General features: G+C 56.7%; 20 protein-coding genes. 6 read left to right on the top strand and 14 right to left on the bottom strand.

Translation table 11 applies throughout. The features are described from left to right. Window positions 1-22 precede the first annotated feature (22 nt). Window positions 23-1387 carry a 1-acyl-sn-glycerol-3-phosphate acyltransferase gene (locus tag RUE5091_RS10785; protein WP_058282073.1) on the bottom strand — a complete coding sequence of 455 codons (1365 nt, stop codon included), beginning with the start codon at window positions 1385-1387 and terminating at the stop codon, window positions 23-25. A 144-nt stretch (window positions 1388-1531) separates the two neighbouring features. Between RUE5091_RS10785 and RUE5091_RS10780 the strand changes: the two genes are divergently transcribed. The 3 genes from RUE5091_RS10780 to deoD all read left to right on the top strand — a co-directional run bounded on the left by RUE5091_RS10780 (window position 1532) and on the right by deoD (window position 4671). Continuing rightward, complete coding sequence (locus RUE5091_RS10780; protein WP_058281923.1) at window positions 1532-3499, top strand: ethylmalonyl-CoA mutase; 1968 nt, start codon at window positions 1532-1534, stop codon at window positions 3497-3499. Window positions 3500-3622: 123 nt separating this feature from the next. After that, window positions 3623-3940, top strand: a complete 318-nt coding sequence (locus RUE5091_RS10775) for an H-NS histone family protein (protein WP_058281922.1) — start codon at window positions 3623-3625, stop codon at window positions 3938-3940. A 17-nt stretch (window positions 3941-3957) separates the two neighbouring features. Further along, a complete protein-coding gene (gene deoD, locus RUE5091_RS10770; protein WP_058281921.1) occupies window positions 3958-4671 on the top strand; it encodes a purine-nucleoside phosphorylase in 714 nt (237 codons plus the stop codon). Window positions 4672-4929: 258 nt separating this feature from the next. On the opposite strand, the gene RUE5091_RS23250 is transcribed toward deoD, so the two are convergent. The 12 genes from RUE5091_RS23250 to RUE5091_RS10715 form a co-directional block, all read right to left on the bottom strand. After that, window positions 4930-5070: a hypothetical protein gene (locus RUE5091_RS23250; RefSeq protein WP_165590765.1), complete on the bottom strand. Its 141-nt coding sequence runs from the start codon at window positions 5068-5070 to the stop codon at window positions 4930-4932. A gap of 153 nt (window positions 5071-5223) precedes the next feature. Beyond that, window positions 5224-5472 carry a hypothetical protein gene (locus tag RUE5091_RS10765; RefSeq protein WP_058281920.1) on the bottom strand — a complete coding sequence of 83 codons (249 nt, stop codon included), beginning with the start codon at window positions 5470-5472 and terminating at the stop codon, window positions 5224-5226. A gap of 87 nt (window positions 5473-5559) precedes the next feature. Next, a complete protein-coding gene (locus RUE5091_RS10760) occupies window positions 5560-6339 on the bottom strand; it encodes a succinate dehydrogenase iron-sulfur subunit (RefSeq protein WP_058281919.1) in 780 nt (259 codons plus the stop codon). Between the two features lie 96 nt (window positions 6340-6435). Next, entirely contained in the window at window positions 6436-8094 is a 1659-nt protein-coding gene (locus RUE5091_RS10755; RefSeq protein ID WP_058281918.1) for a glycosyltransferase family protein, read from the bottom strand. A 68-nt stretch (window positions 8095-8162) separates the two neighbouring features. Further along, window positions 8163-9971, bottom strand: a complete 1809-nt coding sequence (gene sdhA / locus RUE5091_RS10750) for a succinate dehydrogenase flavoprotein subunit (protein ID WP_058281917.1) — start codon at window positions 9969-9971, stop codon at window positions 8163-8165. Between the two features lie 22 nt (window positions 9972-9993). Further along, window positions 9994-10365 (bottom strand): succinate dehydrogenase, hydrophobic membrane anchor protein, encoded by a 372-nt coding sequence (locus tag RUE5091_RS10745; protein WP_058281916.1) that lies wholly within the window; start codon window positions 10363-10365, stop codon window positions 9994-9996. Between the two features lie 11 nt (window positions 10366-10376). Beyond that, entirely contained in the window at window positions 10377-10760 is a 384-nt protein-coding gene (gene sdhC / locus RUE5091_RS10740) for a succinate dehydrogenase, cytochrome b556 subunit (RefSeq protein ID WP_058282072.1), read from the bottom strand. Between the two features lie 207 nt (window positions 10761-10967). Then, complete coding sequence (locus RUE5091_RS10735; RefSeq protein ID WP_058281915.1) at window positions 10968-11636, bottom strand: DUF1194 domain-containing protein; 669 nt, start codon at window positions 11634-11636, stop codon at window positions 10968-10970. A 54-nt stretch (window positions 11637-11690) separates the two neighbouring features. Continuing rightward, a complete protein-coding gene (locus tag RUE5091_RS10730; protein ID WP_058281914.1) occupies window positions 11691-12719 on the bottom strand; it encodes a MaoC family dehydratase in 1029 nt (342 codons plus the stop codon). Next, window positions 12719-12925: a DUF1737 domain-containing protein gene (locus RUE5091_RS10725; RefSeq protein WP_058281913.1), complete on the bottom strand. Its 207-nt coding sequence runs from the start codon at window positions 12923-12925 to the stop codon at window positions 12719-12721. The genes RUE5091_RS10730 and RUE5091_RS10725 overlap by 1 nt, the downstream gene beginning before the upstream one ends. Window positions 12926-12937: 12 nt before the next feature. Beyond that, window positions 12938-13492 (bottom strand): NnrU family protein, encoded by a 555-nt coding sequence (locus RUE5091_RS10720; protein ID WP_058281912.1) that lies wholly within the window; start codon window positions 13490-13492, stop codon window positions 12938-12940. A gap of 7 nt (window positions 13493-13499) precedes the next feature. After that, window positions 13500-14357 carry an HpcH/HpaI aldolase/citrate lyase family protein gene (locus RUE5091_RS10715; protein ID WP_058281911.1) on the bottom strand — a complete coding sequence of 286 codons (858 nt, stop codon included), beginning with the start codon at window positions 14355-14357 and terminating at the stop codon, window positions 13500-13502. Between the two features lie 169 nt (window positions 14358-14526). Between RUE5091_RS10715 and RUE5091_RS10710 the strand changes: the two genes are divergently transcribed. After that, the gene (locus tag RUE5091_RS10710) at window positions 14527-14826 is read left to right on the top strand and encodes a hypothetical protein (RefSeq protein ID WP_058281910.1); all 300 of its coding nucleotides are present in this window, start codon (window positions 14527-14529) and stop codon (window positions 14824-14826) included. Here RUE5091_RS10710 and RUE5091_RS10705 read toward each other — a convergent pair. Then, window positions 14823-15578, bottom strand: a complete 756-nt coding sequence (locus RUE5091_RS10705) for a sulfite exporter TauE/SafE family protein (RefSeq protein ID WP_058281909.1) — start codon at window positions 15576-15578, stop codon at window positions 14823-14825. The genes RUE5091_RS10710 and RUE5091_RS10705 overlap by 4 nt on opposite strands. A gap of 161 nt (window positions 15579-15739) precedes the next feature. Between RUE5091_RS10705 and mdh the strand changes: the two genes are divergently transcribed. Continuing rightward, on the top strand, window positions 15740-16702 hold the full coding sequence (mdh, locus tag RUE5091_RS10700) for a malate dehydrogenase (protein WP_058281908.1): 963 nt from the start codon (window positions 15740-15742) through the stop codon (window positions 16700-16702). Window positions 16703-17022: 320 nt separating this feature from the next. Continuing rightward, window positions 17023-18216 (top strand): ADP-forming succinate--CoA ligase subunit beta, encoded by a 1194-nt coding sequence (gene sucC / locus RUE5091_RS10695; RefSeq protein WP_058281907.1) that lies wholly within the window; start codon window positions 17023-17025, stop codon window positions 18214-18216. The last annotated feature ends 75 nt before the right edge of the window (window positions 18217-18291 follow it).

The raw sequence follows: 18291 nt of genomic DNA, 5'->3' as shown, positions 1-18291 counted from the left end.
ATGACCCAGCGGTTGCAGAAAACTACTTCGCAGCCGCAGAAACTACCTGTTCCACATCCAGCGGAGCCGAGGCTGCATAGTACTCTAAAAGATCAAGCCTCTGACCGGACGACGATATTTTTCCGTCCTCGCGCTTCAAAATACGCCGAACCACCAATTGCTGGATAGCAGCCTCGATTTCACAGCGCTTCAAGGGCGTGGGATTTCCGTTACGTCGCAGCAGCTGTTCGATCAGGGCCACCGCGTCTGCCTCGGGGATTTCACCCTTTTCACGCACCAGCCAACACGCAGCAGGCCCTGGCACCAGTGGAATCGCCTTACCAATGCCCCCCATGAGATCACGCGCAAGATCGGTCATCAGGTTAGCTTCGTGCTCAGCCCGAAACACCCGAAGCGAAACCGGCTCTCCATACCGTACCGATGCTACACCGAATCGCTGATAGCGACCAACCAGCCGCCGACCGATCTGTTTGAGCAACCACCAGGCGATCACCCCAATTCTGGCCCGAAACCGGCGTTCGGTGCCCAATGCGGCCTTGGTGAGGATCGTATCCTCAAGCACGCGGTCGTAATTCAGGGCAACCGGTACGAACACAACGTCCCGCCCTTCGGGGTGGGTTGCGTCAATGATGTATTTAAGCAGCCCCAGCTTTGGTCGCCCCAATGCGCCAGTCAGGCTAAGACCGCCCTCGGGGAACATGGCTTGAGTCACGCCCGCTTCGGTCGCGTGGCGCACGTAACAGGCCAGCACCTGCCGATAGAGCTCACTGCCCGATTTGCGGCGGATAAAGTAAGCCCCCATCGCCCGGATCAGGCGGCTGAGCGGCCACACGCGTGCCCATTCGCCTACCGCATAAGACAGGGCTGATTGTTGCGCCGCCAGATAAGTCACCAACACGTAATCCATGTTGCTGCGGTGATTCATGACGAAAACAACCGTGGCTTCGGGGTCAATTTTCCGCAGGGCTTCTTCGTCAACATAACTAAGCCGAACATTGTAAAACGCGTTGCTGAGCATGCGGGTCAGCCGGATCGCGACACTGAAATAGGCCACCGCGGAAAAAGACGGAACGATCTCGCGTGCGTAACGGCGGGCGGTTTCAAAGGCCACGGCCTCGGGCACACGTTGCTCATGAGCAAAGTTCTGAACGGCCTGTCCGACCTGCGGGTCATAGATTAGCCGCTGAATCATGTCGTGCCGATGGGCCAGCTTGAACGGCTGGATCGGCCGTTGCAGACGTGTGTTCAGGCGTTTGACCGCACGCTCAAGCCGGCGGCGAAAAAACCAACGCACCGAAGGGAACAGAAAATGCGAAGCCAGAGTGATCGCGGCAAAAACCAGGATCAGCAAAAACAGCCAAAGCGGAAGTTCCACGGTCTGAGTCATGGGCGCACCCTGCCACCAATCCGAGCGGCCTACAATCTGAAGAACCTGAAATGCCGCAACGCAGCGAATTGACATGTCCCGAAAATTGCGCTTAACAAGCTTCAAGCGTAATTTTCTTACCCACCCGACACACGAGGCCCCGATATGACGCAGACGCAGAAAGATCGCCCCTGGCTCATCCGAACCTATGCTGGTCATTCCACCGCCAAGGCTTCGAATGCGCTGTATCGTGGCAACTTGGCCAAGGGTCAGACGGGACTGTCGGTGGCCTTCGATCTGCCAACGCAGACCGGATATGACAGCGACCACACGCTGGCACGCGGCGAGGTGGGCAAGGTTGGCGTGCCAATCAGCCATCTGGGCGACATGCGGGTTTTGTTCGACCAGATTCCATTGGAACAGATGAACACCTCGATGACAATTAACGCGACGGCGCCTTGGTTGCTGGCGCTTTATATCGCTGTGGCCGAGGAACAGGGCGCGGATGTGTCCAAGCTGCAGGGCACGGTTCAGAACGATCTGATCAAGGAATACCTAAGCCGTGGCACCTATGTCTGCCCGCCGAAACCGTCGCTGAAGATGATCGCGGACGTGGCCGAATATTGCTATACCAACGTGCCGAAATGGAACCCGATGAACGTGTGTTCCTATCACCTGCAAGAGGCCGGCGCGACGCCGGAACAGGAGCTGGCCTATGCATTGGCGACCGCCATCGCCGTTCTGGATGAGCTGCGCCCCCGCGTCCCTGCCGAGGATTTCCCGGCGCTATGTGGGCGCATTTCATTCTTTGTGAACGCAGGCATTCGCTTTGTCACCGAAATGTGCAAGATGCGGGCTTTCGTCGATCTTTGGGACGAAATCCTGCAACAGCGCTATGGTGTCGAGAACCCGAAATTCCGCCGGTTCCGCTATGGCGTTCAGGTGAACTCGCTGGGCCTGACCGAGCAGCAGCCTGAAAACAACGTCTATCGCATCCTGATCGAGATGCTGGCCGTGACCCTGTCGAAAAAGGCCCGCGCCCGGGCCGTGCAACTGCCCGCATGGAACGAGGCGTTAGGCTTGCCGCGTCCGTGGGATCAACAATGGTCGATGCGCATGCAGCAGATTCTGGCCTATGAAACCGACCTGTTGGAATATGGCGACCTGTTTGATGGCAACCCCGCTGTGGATGCCAAAGTTGAAGAGCTGAAAGCAGGCGCACGGGCCGAGTTAGACAATCTCGAGTCCATGGGCGGCGCCGTGGCATCGATCGAATACATGAAATCCCGTCTGGTCGATTCCAACGCCGAACGCCTGAACCGGATCGAACGCAATGAAACCGTTGTGGTCGGTGTGAACAAGTGGACCCAAGGAGAACCTTCACCACTGGAGACAGAGGATGGCGGTATCATGGTCGTCGACCCAGCCGCCGAGCAGGAGCAGATCGACCGCCTGAATGAATGGCGCACCGATCGCGACGACGCAGCCGTTACGGCGGCCCTGGCCGCGCTGCGCGCGGCAGCGCAATCCGGAACCAATGTCATGGAACCATCGATTGCCGCCGCCAAGGCTGGCGTCACCACTGGCGAATGGGCCGAGGAAATGCGCAAGGTCTACGGCACTTATCGCGGTCCGACCGGTGTTTCGGGTTCGGTTTCGAACAAGACCGAAGGATTGGAGGACCTGCGCGCCGCTGTTGATGCAGTTAGTGACAAGCTGGGGCGCCGCCTAAAGTTCCTGGTTGGCAAGCCGGGGCTGGACGGCCATTCCAACGGTGCCGAGCAAATCGCATTTCGCGCCCGCGATTGCGGCATCGATATCAGCTATGAGGGCATCCGCCTGACGCCCGAGGAAATCGTCACTGCAGCCATAGAAGATCAGGCCCATGTGATCGGCCTGTCGATTCTATCCGGCAGCCACATCCCATTGGTGCAGGATGTCATGACCCGCCTGCACGAGGCCGGGTTGGACGATATCCCCGTTGTGGTCGGAGGGATCATTCCCGATGATGATGCGGCAAAACTCAAAGCAATGGGCGTTGCCAAGATATATACGCCCAAGAATTTTGAACTGAACGTAATCATGGGCGATATCGTGACTCTGGTAGATCCACAAAATATTGCGGCGGAATAATTCCGCGCTTTTTGGGAACCTCCATTTCTATTGCCTTTTAGGAAGGGATAGATAAATTCCGAAGATGGAATTACGGTGGCCTATTGCGCCCACTTGCGGTGATATTCGGAATGGAGAAAACGAATGGCGATCAGCCTAGATAAAATGTCGCGGAAAGAACTGCTTGAATTGCGCGACCAGGTGGAAATCGCGATTAAAAACGCCGAAAAGCGTGATCGCAAAGAGGCATTGAAAGCAGCAGAGAAAGCTGCTGCTGAATTTGGGTTTTCCCTTTCGGACCTGTCAGGCACTGGTTCAAAACCATCTAAAGGCGTCAAAGCCAGCGCAAAATACAAAAATCCATCCGATCCGGATCAAACCTGGTCGGGTCGTGGCCGCAAGCCGCAATGGGTACATGATGCGTTGAAAGCGGGCGCTGATATCTCGGATTTGGAAATCTGACAGGAATTGAGTGAAGAATGACAATTCATATCGGCGCGGAAAAAGGTGAAATTGCAGAAACCGTATTAATGCCAGGTGACCCGTATCGGGCGAAATGGGCGGCGGAAACTTTTTTACAGGATGCCAGGCTGGTCAATAACGTACGGGGCATGCTGGGATTCACTGGCACATGGAAGGGGAATCCAGTCTCAATTCAGGGCAGCGGCATGGGCATGCCGTCCTTGTCGATTTACGCCAATGAACTGATCCGCGACTTTGGTGCCAAAACTCTGATCCGCATCGGATCGTGCGGCGGGATGCAGGACAGTGTGGGTATCCGTGATGTGATCTTGGCGATGACGTCGACCACGCTCAGCACGCCATCGCGCGGCATACTGAAAGAGCTGAACTTTGCCCCCTGCGCCGACTGGGGTTTGCTGCAGGCCGCTGCACAGGCTGCAGCTGCGAAAGGAACACCTACCCATATCGGCGGGATTTATTCGTCGGACGTGTTTTATGACGAGCGCCCCGACCTGAATGAACAGATGGTGCGGCACGGCATTCTGGGGGTCGAGATGGAAGCCGCCGAACTATACATCCTAGCCGCGCGTCACAACTGTCGAGCGCTGGCCGTTCTGACCGTGTCCGATCACCTGCTGACGGGTGAGGCACTGCCGTCGTCCGAACGGGAAAGCAGTTTTGGAGATATGGTTGAAATCGCGCTGCAAGCGGCATTCCCCGACGCGGATTAATCCCAGACAGGGCGAAAGATCGCCCTGCTATTCTACTTCCCTTTCAGGCAACTGGTCGGTGTATCCTCGCCTTGGTGCCGGGCACCGCAATAGGCACAAGTCCAGACGCCTTCCTTTCGGTGCTGCCGCCATCGGCAGTCGCGCGTCAACGACGTCGTCCGTGATCGCCAGATAAAATAGGCGAACACTCCGGCCGCCAGCACTAACAACAGAATGGGCATGCTTATGCATTGCCCAATCCGAGGAAAAATTCAAGCGTCAGGCGGCGCTCGCGTATTCGAACAATTCAGGTTCGTGTGCGTCAGCCAGCGGCGCAGGCTCTGGCGTGTAATAAGCCCAAGCTTGCTCCAGCAGTTCCAGAGCTTCGGCAGCGTTCGTCTTAGAGTTTTGGTCTTGCATCGGAGCGATCCTGTTTCGGTTCCATCACTCCTCCCCTGTTGAAAGGTTAAGCAGTCCAACAATAGAATTCATCACATCTTTTTGCAATCTCGGTATGAAAAAATCGCACAAAAGGCTGGCACTTGCATCTGCCAGCCTTACTCTTTTTGCCAACTACGCGGTCATGCAAGCATTCGCCTTTGCGGCTTGTTCTTCGCTGATGCCGTTACCGGGAACGAACACCTCAGTCTGTTTACCATCCTGAAGGGTGTATTGAGTAGTAAATGAACCCCCAATTCCCGCCTGTTTTGCGCAATCCACCTGCTTAAAAGCAAGTTCTGCCCGATCGCTGCCCGATCCGCCACACGCTGAAAGAGCGGTGATCGCAGAAATAGACAGGGCTTTAAGTAGTGTGTGGGTCATTGATTTACTCCGATATTTCAATACCCGCATAACACGAAAAAACCCGGGAAGTTTCCATCCCGGGTTTTGTCTTTTTTTCGAGTGTGATCAAACGGACCGGTCGACCATCATTTTCTTGATCTCGGCAATCGCCTTGGCCGGGTTCAGACCTTTGGGGCAGGTCTTGGCACAGTTCATGATCGTATGGCAGCGGTACAGCTTGAAGGGATCTTCCAACTCGTCCAAACGCTCACCCGTGGCTTCATCGCGGCTGTCGATAATCCAGCGATACGCGTGCAACAAGGCGGCGGGCCCAAGATAGCGGTCGCCGTTCCACCAATAGCTCGGGCACGAGGTCGAGCAACTGGCGCACATCACGCATTCATACAGGCCATCCAGTTTCTTGCGGTCTTCGATCGACTGCTTCCACTCTTTCGCGGGGCGGTTTGTCTTGGTTTCCAGCCACGGCATGATCGAGGCATGCTGAGCATAGAAATGTGTCAGATCGGGTATCAGGTCCTTGACCACCGGCATATGCGGCAGCGGATAGATTTTCACGTCGCCCTTGATCTCATCCATGCCATAGATACAGGCCAAGGTGTTGATCCCGTCGATATTCATCGCGCAGGAACCACAGATGCCTTCGCGACACGACCGGCGGAAAGTCAGGGTCGGGTCGATCTCGTTCTTGATCTTGATCAGCGCGTCCAGAACCATCGGGCCACAGCTGTCCATATCGACGAAATATGTATCGAGCTGTGGGTTTTTGCCATCATCCGGGTTCCAGCGATAAATCTGAAACTTTCGGACATTGGTCGCGCCATCAGGCTTGGGCCAAGTTTTGCCGGTGGTGATCCGGGAATTCTTGGGGAGAGTCAGTTGTACCACTTTAGAAACCTCCGGAAGGGCTGGGACAAATTGAAGATGCAACCAATCTGTATGAGATCGCAAAATCCGTAGCTATCGGGGCACGGTGCTGATTAATCACGCGTCGTCTCCAACTTTCATACGGGTTTCTTTCTCTGTGATCAGTTGATCGAATACTGTCAGGATCTTTTTCGCACGATCGTTGAACGAGTGCTTCTCCTGCATAAGCTTAGCAAATTCGAGACGTTCCTGACGCTTTGCATCCGATTCCGATGATGCGGCGTCTACCGCTGCGTCAAAGCTGTCTTGGTCGTTGAACAGGTACACAAATTCGCGCAAATCATCGGGCAGCCAGGCAACGTCATCAGATATTGGGACGGCTCCACAGGCCAGCGTGTCGAATATCCGGTTCGACACAAATCCTCTTTCTTTCATCTGAGGTGTGTGGTCATTCAACACGATGTCGGCCGCGGAATAGATCTGGGGCAACAGATGATTGTCTATGCTGTCACCGCGCAGAAACTCTTCCTGCTCGGTTCCTTTCCAGCCAGGGCCCCAGATTTTCAAGTCATGCCCAGACCGCGCCGCAAATGCAGACGCGTCGCGGTCAAAACCATCTCTGTTTCTTCCAACAAATACCAACCCATTACCGCGAAGGGTTTGGCGCGGGATCATTATTTCAGCGTCAAAACACTGCGGCAAATGCGAGGACTTCTCACCATTACCATTTGCAATGGCCTCTTCATACATTTTGCCGGATGCCCAGAATACTTGATCCGCATGAGCAAAATTTATTGACCGCATTCCTTTTGAGATTGCCCAAAAAAAACAGGCTCGGCCGGGTTGTTTGGTAAAATTCGCGCGCCCCCGCAATACGATATCCAATCCTCCGGGCCGGCTATTTGCATACCATTCGTCCTGAGGATCAATTGCCGTGCGATACCCCATACGGGAAAACGCCTTAGCCAAACCAAGCGCAAAATAGTAATCCCCCCAGGCATCCATAACCTCGCGGGTTGGTGCTGCTATCTTGATTGCTATGTCCGGATTCTGCCGCCACCCGCTATCCAGTATCCGTGGACAAGCCGAGCTCCATCTGCTTTGTGCCGCAGGCACAATGTCGAGCTCATCAAAGTATTTTTCGACGCCGTAGTCTTCGATCTCAATCGAAACATATTCCGAGACAATCTTGTCATATGCCTGGCTCAACACGGTGTTCTGGGCATCAAGACCCGATACAATCACCAGCCCTGTAGGTTCACAATCAACAACCTCGACATCCAGATCCGGCCTGTATTTCTGCAGGATCGGAACCATCTTCCAGACATCGCCTGTCCAGCTTTGCGTCTCGCGCTGCCGTCTTGTCATGGCGCCGTTCCACGGAATGCAATCGTGCATAACAATTACGCTGTCTTCGCCGCAGTGCCGCTCGGTATTAATGAAATCCCGCAGCAGAAATTCCATCAGATGCATACCATCCAAAAAGGCCAGATCGACCTTGGCACCCAGAGCGGACAGACGGTTCGACGCAAAGAAATCGTCGCTTTTGCACTGGAACAGATAGAGTTCGGGCTTTGGCCCAATCACCTCGTGACGAAGGGCAAAAACAGGATCAACAGATATGGATTTGGCGTCGCTCAGCCGAAGACTGGCCCCGGTTTGGGTTCCAACTTCGAAATACCAGTCAGGCTTTAAACTCTGGTGCATGGTTTTGAGGAAATCGAGATAGTTCAGCCCGCTGGCTGCGCGAAAACCGTCTTGCGGCTTGTTAACCATTCCCGACCTCCCTTGATTCTCAATTACACCAGAAAGACATGCTCATCTGAACTTTCAGACGGATGGCCTTAGAACGTCCGTGCCTTGGGCGCGATCTTCTTGAGGCTGATGCCACCTTCTTCTTCAGTGGTCAGCGGATCGGCGATGACCGGGCGATAGCTGAGTTCAACTTTGTTGCCCTCGACCCGCGAAACGGTATGGACACGCCAGTTTTCATCGTCACGCTCGGTGAAGTCCTCATGCGCATGGGCACCACGGGATTCCTTGCGCGCCTCGGCACCGACGATGGTGGCCAACGCACTTGGCATCAGGTTGGTCAGCTCCAGCGATTCCATCAGGTCACTGTTCCACACCAGCGATCGGTCACTGACTTTCAGATCGTCCATCTTGGCGGCAATCACCGTCATCTTCTCGACGCCTTCTGCCATGGTCTTGGCAGTCCGGAACACGGCTGCGTCTTCTTGCATGGTCCGCTGCATCTCAAGCCGCAGATCGGCGGTGGGGATCGCGCCGCTGGCGTTGCGCACAGCATCGAACCGGTCAAATGCCTTGTCGACCGAAGCCTGGTTCAGAACCGGATTCGACGCCTTGGCATCAACCACCTCACCAGCCCGGATCGCTGCCGCACGGCCAAACACCACAAGGTCGATCAGCGAGTTCGAACCCAAACGGTTCGCGCCATGGACCGAGGCACAGCCCGCTTCACCCACAGCCATCAGACCCGGCACTACAGCGGTCGGATTGTCGGCGGTGGGGTTTAGAACCTCACCCCAATAGTTGGTCGGGATACCGCCCATGTTGTAGTGCACGGTCGGCAGAACCGGGATCGGTTCCTTGGTCACGTCCACACCAGCAAAGACACGTGCCGATTCCGAAATACCTGGCAAACGTTCCGCTAGCGCTTCGGCCGGCAGGTGGCTGAGGTTCAGGTGGATGTGATCGCCATTGTCACCATGGCCGCGGCCCTCGCGGATTTCCATGGTCATCGAACGCGAGACGTAGTCACGTGGCGCAAGGTCCTTGTACTGGGGCGCGTAACGCTCCATGAACCGTTCGCCTTCCGAGTTGGTCAGGTAACCGCCTTCACCCCGTGCGCCTTCGGTAATCAGGCAGCCTGACCCATAGATGCCGGTCGGGTGGAACTGAACAAACTCCATATCCTGCAGCGCCAGACCCGCGCGGGCCACCATGCCACCACCGTCACCGGTGCAGGTATGCGCTGAGGTCGCGCTGAAATAAGCCCGGCCGTAGCCGCCGGTCGCCAGCACCACCATCTTGGCGTTGAAGACATGCATGGTACCATCGTCCAGCTTCCAGCAGACGACACCCTGACACTGCCCGTCATCGGACATGATCAGGTCGATGGCGAAATATTCGATATAGAACTCGGCATTGTTCTTCAGCGACTGACCATACAGCGTGTGCAGGATCGCGTGACCGGTCCGGTCGGCGGCGGCACAGGTGCGCTGAACGGCAGGGCCTTCGCCGAATTCGGTTGTGTGGCCACCGAACGGGCGCTGATAAATCTTGCCTTCTTCGGTCCGGCTGAAGGGCACGCCATAGTGCTCCAGCTCGTACACCGCTTTGGGCGCTTCGCGGGCCAGATACTCCATCGCATCGGTGTCACCCAGCCAGTCCGAGCCCTTGACGGTGTCATACATGTGCCACTGCCAGTGGTCCGGCCCCATGTTCGACAGAGATGCCGCGATACCGCCCTGCGCCGCTACAGTGTGCGAGCGTGTCGGGAACACCTTGGTGACGCATGCTGTGCGCAGGCCTTGTTCAGCCATGCCCAGCGTCGCCCGCAGACCTGCACCACCTGCGCCTACGACAACGACATCGTATTCGTGGGTTTCATATTCATATGCTGCTGTCATTGTTCTTGTTCCTTACCGCGCATCATAGGGCCAGCTTGACCAAGGCGAACAGCCCGGCCGCAATCAGCGTGTAGCCCAGGGCCCACATCGCAACGAGCGAGACTTTCTCAAGCACGCCATGCACATAATCTTCGATGGTTTCCTGCGCCTCATACATCAGCTGCTGCATACCCACGACCAACGTCAGGGCAGTCACAATTGCCGGGAACGGGCGGCTGAAATAGGCCAGAACCTCTTCGTAGGTTCCGCCGATGCCCGCACCAAAGGTGAAAATGAAGATCGGCACCAGCACGGTCAGGATCATCGCCCGGACCATTGTGCGCCAATGCGTTTGTGTGCCGGATTTCCCTGCGCCCAGACCCTGCGCGCGTTTACGGTCAGTCAGATATCGCATGTGCCGTCTCCTTACACCACAAGCACGGTGATTATGGTCAAGATGGTCGCACCGACGAACATGCCCAGACCCAGTTTTTCGGAGACTTCAACGTCAAGGCAGTAGCCGAAATCCCAAAAGACGTGACGCAGACGGCCCAGCGTGTGATACCACAGGCCCCATGTCGCGGCGGTCAGGACAATATCTCCGAACCAGCTGCGCAGAAATCCGTCGATCCCGGCGAACCCGGCCTCTGAGCTGGAAGCAGCCAGCAGCCACCAGACAACCAGAATTGCAACGGCGAAAACCCCAAGCCCGGATAGACGAACCATGATCGACGACAGGGACGTCATCTGGGGACGATAGATCATAATATGTGGCGAGAGCGGGCGGTTGCCCCGATTGACATCGGCCATGTCGGCTCCTCTTTCGTTGGCTACCGGTGGTTTTACCGGATTTTGCTCTTCTGTCACGTGCTGCATGCGCAAAAATGGGCAAAATAGGTGCAAAAATGTAGATTTCTGCAATTTGTGATCACGCAAAATATTACTGTGATCACAAAAATCGTTCACTCCCTTGAATGTTAGCGTTTTCAGGGCGCAAGGGTTGTGATCACGAATCTGCTACTGCCGTTCCAAGGCCGCAGATTGCTGCGTTACTTCGCGCAACAGCTTTTTTCTGATCCGTTCGGGGTAATCGGCAAAACCCGCTGCCGACACCACAAAGGCGCCCTCTCCGACAATGACATTTTCAAAGAAATAAGCAGTCAGGTCAGGTTCGCTTTCCTCGATGGCAATGGCGTTCACTGTCACCCCACGCGTCCGTAACGCCCTGTGCGTCTCGGACGGCTCGACCCCTTCGTTCGAAACGCCATCGCCGGAAATGTCGATCAGGTGCCGTTTGCAATCTTCTACCGCGTCGAAGCTGGCCATGGTCATCTCAAGTGCTTCACCGATTGCGGTTGAGAAGTTGCGCCAGACCCTTGGGTCGTCGCCAACCTGATCGGCAAACTTTTCAAGGGTGTCGAAGCTGTCGATCCGGGTCCAGGGAATCGTCACCTTTTGGCGTGATGACCCGGTCCATTGCACAAGCATCAACTGCGCCTGCCCCCGCACCAGTGCCTCGGACACCAAGGGGTCGCGCAGCCCGGCGGCCAGCCCATCCATCTGAATTCGGTATTCCGCCGTATCGACCGAACCGGATACATCCACGGCCAATGCCAGCGCCAGATCGCACGCCAAGACAGGCGGTGTCAGAAACAGGCAGGCAGCGAGTGAGCGAAGCAGGACCATGATCGCAGCCTAGCATGATAAACGCAGGCTGCGATCAAATGAATGTGGGCGTGGTCAGATTGGCATCAGCGCCCAATAATCAAGGTCCAACAAGACGTTCGGCTGATACCGACCGTCTTCGTTTTTCAACGCAAACGGCTCGCCACCCTTTGTCGCAACCAGCCGCAGACGGATGGCGCCCACGCCGGGAACACCCGTTTCGGCCTTGTCCAGAACCTCGGACCAGGCCTTGATTGTGTCCCCTGCGAAGCAGGGGTTGGCATGGGCACCGCCGTTCAGACCGACAATCATCTGCGCATTGGCCAGGCCGTTGAACGACAATGTCCGCGCCATCGAAATCACGTGGCCACCATAAATCAAACGACCATCGGGCCGGAAGGTCAGGTCGAAATGCACCTTGGCTGTGTTCTGCCAAAGACGGGTGGCCAGCATATGCTCGGCCTCCTCCACCGTCACACCATCGACATGGTCAATGGTTTCGCCGATCTCGTAATCGCCCCAGCGATGTGGCTCGCCCGCAAGCCCGAAGTCGTAATTCGAAAAGTCCAGCCCCTCGGGGATCGCCAAATCACTGGGCTCCAGCACCTTTTTTAACTCTGGTACCACCGTCTCAGGTGCAGGCGCATCTGGGTTTGCTTTTCGCACCATGACCCAGCGGACATACTCCATGACCACTTCGTCCAACTGGTTCAGGCCGCGTGTCCGCACCCAGACCACACCGGTTTTACCATTCGAGTTCTGTTTGACCCCGATCACCTCAGACACCGAGCGCAGCGTGTCGCTCGCATAAACCGGAAGCAGCCAACGCCCCTCGGCATAGCCTAGGTTGGCCACAGCATTCAGCGAGATATCCGGGACGGTTTTTCCAAAAACCACATGAAACGCAGCCAGATCATCAATGGGGCTTTCCTGCAATCCGCAGGCACGTGCGAACTCATCCGAGGAATAGAGTGCATGGCGTGCAGGATAGAGCGCATGATAGAGGCCGCGTTCACCTTCTGTCACAGTGCGCGGTACCGCGTGGGGCAGCACTTGCCCGACAGAATAGTCCTCGAAAAAGCGGCCCGGGTTTGTCTTTACCATTACTGCTGTCCCAGTTTCATGTCCGGCGAATAATCGGCCTCGACCTCTTTGGTCACAGCCTGCGCGCAGCGCATCATGCGGCTGTTTTCGTCATAGGCGTAGGACGGGTCGCCATACAGCTCCCACCCTTTTGCCAGCGCGTCTGACACTTTGTGACAGAAGGCAGCGGTGTCTTCCTCGGTAAGCAGGCGATAGAGTTTTGCCATGATGTCACTTCCTTATGAGGGGAACGGAGACGGGCCAACCAGCCCGTGAAAATAGCCGATCACACCCAGCAACACGATCGAGGCGACAAAAAACATCGCGTCCTTGCCATAGGTGCCTGGTTCGCCGGGCGTCCAATCGGGTTCGGATTTGTTGATCACGATGACTTCGACAACGGCCCAAGCCAACAGCCCGCCGAACAGGATGATCGAGGCCAGGTCGCCATTCACCAAAAGATGCGCAAAGGCCCAAAGCTTGAAGCCGCCCAGCATCGGGTGACGCAGCTTGTTTAGCAGGTGCCCCTTCTTGCCGGCGGGGCTCATCATATAAATCGCAATCAACACCAGCAGGTTGTTGATATGGATCATGAAACTGGGCGGTGCCCAGACATAGATGAAATCGGTCATGCGATAACCGAAGATCATCAGCAGGATTGCCGCAACCAACGCCAGCGCGACCGCGCCCTTGCCTGCGTTACCCATCGCCGCGCGCTGCGCTGGCATGACACGTTTGAACAAATGTGCGGCCCACCATAGTGCCACACCAAGGATCAGAAGAACAAAGCCCATAGCTGGCTTACCCCGCTTGCAATGCTAAAATTACCTCGGCTTTTGCCAGAATTTCGCGGGCTGTTACAACATGCAGGTTTTCAACAATCTTCCCATCCACAACAGCAACCCCCTGCCCCTGCGCCTCGGTCTCTTCAAACGCCGCGATCTGGCGGCGGGCCAGATCTATCTCGGCATCCGATGGCGCAAAGGCCGCATTGGTGATGTTGACCTGCGCCGGGTGGATCAGCGTCTTGCCATCAAAACCCATGTCGCGGCCCTGTTCGCATTCTGCCGCCAGACCGTCCTCATCCTTGAACGCGTTATAGACACCATCCACAATGATCAGCCCTTCGGCTTTGGCGGCCAGCAAACACAGGCCCAGCGAGGTCATCAACGGCAGGCGGTCCGGGCGGAATCGGGTCTGCAGGTCTTTGGCCAGATCGTTAGTGCCCATGACAAAGCCCGCCATCAACGGATGCGCCGCGATCCCGGCGGCGTTCAACATCCCCTGCGGCGTTTCCATCATTGCCCAGATCGGCATATCGCCAGTGATGGCGGCCAGCGCGTCCACGTCGGCCGCCGAGCCTACTTTGGGCAATAGCACTGCATCCGCGTTCATCTCGCGCACAGCCTCGGCATCGGCGCGACCCCATTCGGTATCCAAACCGTTGATGCGCACGATCTTGACCCGCTCGCCATAGCCGCCCTCAGCCAGCGCTGCCTTGAGCGTTTCCCGCGCATTGGCCTTTTCATCGGCGGCAACCGCGTCCTCTAGGTCAAAGATGATCGCATCCACCGGCAATGTGCGGGCTTTGTCCAGCGCCCGGTCGCGCGAGCCAGGGATATAGAGAACGGAACGATAGGGGCGCTGACGGGGGTCCATTGGCCTCTCCCTTTGAAAGAATGTTGCGCGGAATGGGGCATTTTTTGCCGGAAAGTTCAAGAACAAAATCGCCGCGCTGCAGCATTTGCGACGCAACGTGCGGAGCTTTAACCGGATTTCTGCTCACCAGACGCACCCTGACAACAGATGGAATCGAAAGGGGTGACTGATGAAAGCGACGTTTTTTAGGATGACCATGTGCCTCGGGATCATGGCACTGGCCGCGCAACAGGTTCAGGCCCGCACCTGTGCCCCGCGTGAGGATATAGTGAAACGACTGACCGAAACTTACGGCGAAACGCGCCGCGGTATCGGCATTGCGCGTCAAGGGGCGGTGATGGAGGTCTATGCCTCGGACCAGAGCGGCAGCTGGACAATCACTGTAACATTGCCGGACGGGATGACGTGTCTTGTCGCTTCGGGCCAGGCTTATGAAAATATGGCCGAGGCGCTGCCGCCCAACGCCTAGGCCAGCGCGTCCCAAATCAGCTTGCTGCCCGTCAAGATCAGCAGCACATATGCAATGCCAAAAAACAGGCGTTCGGACAGCATAAAATGTGCCCGAACGCCCAGCCAAGCGCCCAGAATTGCAAAGGGCGTTAATAGCAGATCAGCCAATGCGGTGTGCCAGGTGAACAGCCCCAGATAAGCATAGGGCACGAATTTCGCGATATTGATGACCCAGAAGACCAGTACGGTCGAGGCCTGAAACTGAGTCTTCGTCAGACGCTGCGACAGCAGGTAAACGGCTGCCGGAGGCCCCCCGGCATGACTGACGAAACTGGTGAACCCGGCAATCAGACCCGCAAACAGCCCGGCAGGTGGCGGCAGGCGATTGGCAAAGCCGCGCACCCAACCTTTGGTCTGCGAGAAATGCCAGATCACAAATCCGACGGAAATTCCGCCGATCAGCAATCGCAGCAGATCGTCATTCGTGACGCGGTACAACCATGCGCCCAGCGCTACACCCGGCACGGCCCCCAACATCAACAGGCGCGAATCCGGCCAGCTCCAGCGTTTCCAATAGGGCCCAAGGGTGGCCACATCGATCACCATCAGGATCGGCAACATCAGCGCAAGCGCCTGCCCCGGCTCGAGTATCAAGGCCAGAATCGACGAGGATGCAAAGGCCACGCCGGACCCGAACCCGCCCTTCGAGATACCGGCAAAGACCACCGCAGGGATCGCCACGGCAAAAAACATCAAATTCAGCTCGAACATGCGGCATCCTGCAAATAGGCCTGTCTAAAAGGCCGTTTAGCGCAATCACCTGCCACTGCGCAAATGGTATGCGGTTGCATGCCGCGCCCAAGGGCCCTTGCGCGAAACCCATTTAGCGACTAGCAAAACCGCGATTTCAAAACCGACCGGAGATAATCCAAATGGCCAGACCCAAGATCGCGCTGATCGGCGCAGGTCAGATCGGCGGCACGCTCGCCCACCTCGCAGCAATGAAAGAACTGGGCGACGTCGTCCTGTTCGACATCGCCGAAGGCACCCCCGAAGGCAAGGCGCTGGACATCGCTCAATCCGGCCCGTCCGAAGGCTTTGACGCCAAGCTGAAAGGCACTCAGTCCTACGAAGATATCGCGGGTGCCGACGTCTGCATCGTGACCGCTGGTGTGCCCCGTAAACCGGGCATGAGCCGCGACGACCTGTTGGGCATCAACCTGAAGGTCATGAAATCGGTCGGCGAAGGCATTGCGGCCAACGCACCCGACGCGTTCGTCATCTGCATTACCAACCCGCTGGATGCGATGGTCTGGGCGCTGCGTGAGTTCTCGGGCCTGCCGCACAACAAAGTCTGCGGCATGGCGGGCGTTCTGGATTCGGGTCGCTTCGCACATTTCCTGGCCGAAGAGTTCAACGTCTCGATGCGCGACGTCACCGCCTTCGTATTGGGCGGCCATGGCGACACCATGGTGCCATCGGTCCGTTACTCGACCGTTGCTGGTATCCCGCTGCCTGATCTGGTCGAAATGGGCTGGACCACGCAAGACAAGCTGGACGCCATCGTACAACGCACCCGTGACGGTGGTGCCGAGATCGTTGGCCTGCTGAAAACCGGTTCGGCCTTCTATGCTCCGGCCACGTCAGCAATCGAGATGGCCGAAGCCTATCTGAAAGACCAAAAGCGTGTTCTGCCCTGCGCCGCCTATTGCGATGGTGAGCTGGGCGTCAGCGGCCTTTACGTGGGCGTGCCCACCGTAATCGGCGCTGGCGGCATTGAAAGGATCGTCGACATCAACTTGAACGAAGAAGAGCAGGCTGGTTTCGACAATTCGGTCAACGCGGTTAAGGGCCTGATCGAGGCGTGCAAGGGCATCGACAGCTCGCTGGCCTGATCCCTTCTGTGAGAATTCTGAAAGCCGGTCCTTTTCAGGTCCGGCTTTTCTTTTGCCCGTTTGCCCAAGTCCGAATGGTGCTACCGAAAATGTTGGCGCAAACGTTTTAATTTTTGTTTTTGAATGTGTTTTTGGCAAGTTTGGTTTCAGATTCGAATCAAGTAACCGCCCGAGGATGAATTGTGATCACACCCCAAAAAACTGTGATCACAAATGACAAAAATCTTCACTAAAAAGCTCTTTGTCGTCAAAAAAGCCTTTTTATTTGCGCTCTACAGCCCTCTATAACGGGTTAATCGTAGTCAGACGGGACAGTGTTGATGAACATTCACGAATATCAGGCCAAAGCTCTTCTTCGCAGCTATGGCGCTCCGGTCTCCGAAGGTCGCGCGGTTTTGCGCGCCGAGGAAGCCAAAACCGCAGCTGGCGAACTGGACGGTCCGCTTTGGGTTGTCAAAGCGCAAATCCACGCGGGCGGCCGTGGCAAGGGTTCTTTCAAAGAGACCGACGCCGGTGAAAAAGGTGGCGTCCGTCTGACCAAATCGGTGGAAGAAGCCGCCGAAGAAGCGAAAAAGATGCTGGGCCGCACGCTGGTTACGCATCAGACCGGCCCGGCGGGCAAACAGGTTAACCGCATCTATATCGAAGCCGGTTCCGGCATCGAGCGTGAACTGTACCTGGCCCTGCTGGTGGATCGCCAGACCAGCCGCATTTCCTTCGTCTGTTCGACCGAAGGTGGCATGGACATCGAAGAAGTGGCCGCTGCCACGCCCGAAAAAATCCTGTCCTTCTCGGTTGACCCGGCGACCGGTTATCAGCCTTACCACGGCCGCCGCATCGCGTTCTCGCTGGGTCTGCAGGGCGCGCAGGTCAAGCAATGCGTCAAATTGATGAGCCAGCTGTACGCCGCCTTCGTCGAGAAGGACATGGAGATGCTGGAAATCAACCCGCTGATCGTGTCCGACAGCGGCGACCTGAAAGTGCTGGACTCCAAGGTCGGCTTTGACGGCAACGCGGTCTACCGCCACCCCGACATCGCCGAACTGCGCGACACGACCGAGGAAGACCCCAAGGAACTGGAAGCCTCGAAATACGACCTGAACTACATCGCGCTGGATGGTGAGATCGGGTGCATGGTCAACGGTGCCGGTCTGGCGATGGCGACGATGGACATCATCAAACTCTACGGGGCCGAGCCTGCCAACTTCCTCGACGTAGGTGGCGGTGCGACCAAAGAGAAGGTGACCGAGGCGTTCAAGATCATCACCTCGGACCCGCAGGTCAAAGGCATTCTGGTCAACATCTTCGGTGGCATCATGCGCTGTGATGTGATTGCTGAGGGTGTTGTGGCCGCGGTGAAAGAGGTCGGTTTGAAAGTGCCGCTGGTCGTGCGTCTGGAAGGCACGAATGTCGAGAAAGGCAAAGAGATCATCAACACCTCTGGCCTGGACGTGATCGCGGCGGATAACCTGAAAGACGGTGCCGAGAAGATCGTGAAGGCGGTTAAGGGGTGAGGGCCAATCCGGGGCTTTTGCCCCGGCAAACGCTCCAGCGGTGCGTTTGAGGCACGAACGGGCGGAGCCCCGGGG

It is taken from the genome of Ruegeria denitrificans, assembly GCF_001458295.1.
GTDB lineage: Bacteria > Pseudomonadota > Alphaproteobacteria > Rhodobacterales > Rhodobacteraceae > Ruegeria > Ruegeria denitrificans.
This window is presented reverse-complemented; position numbering and strand designations above follow the sequence as displayed.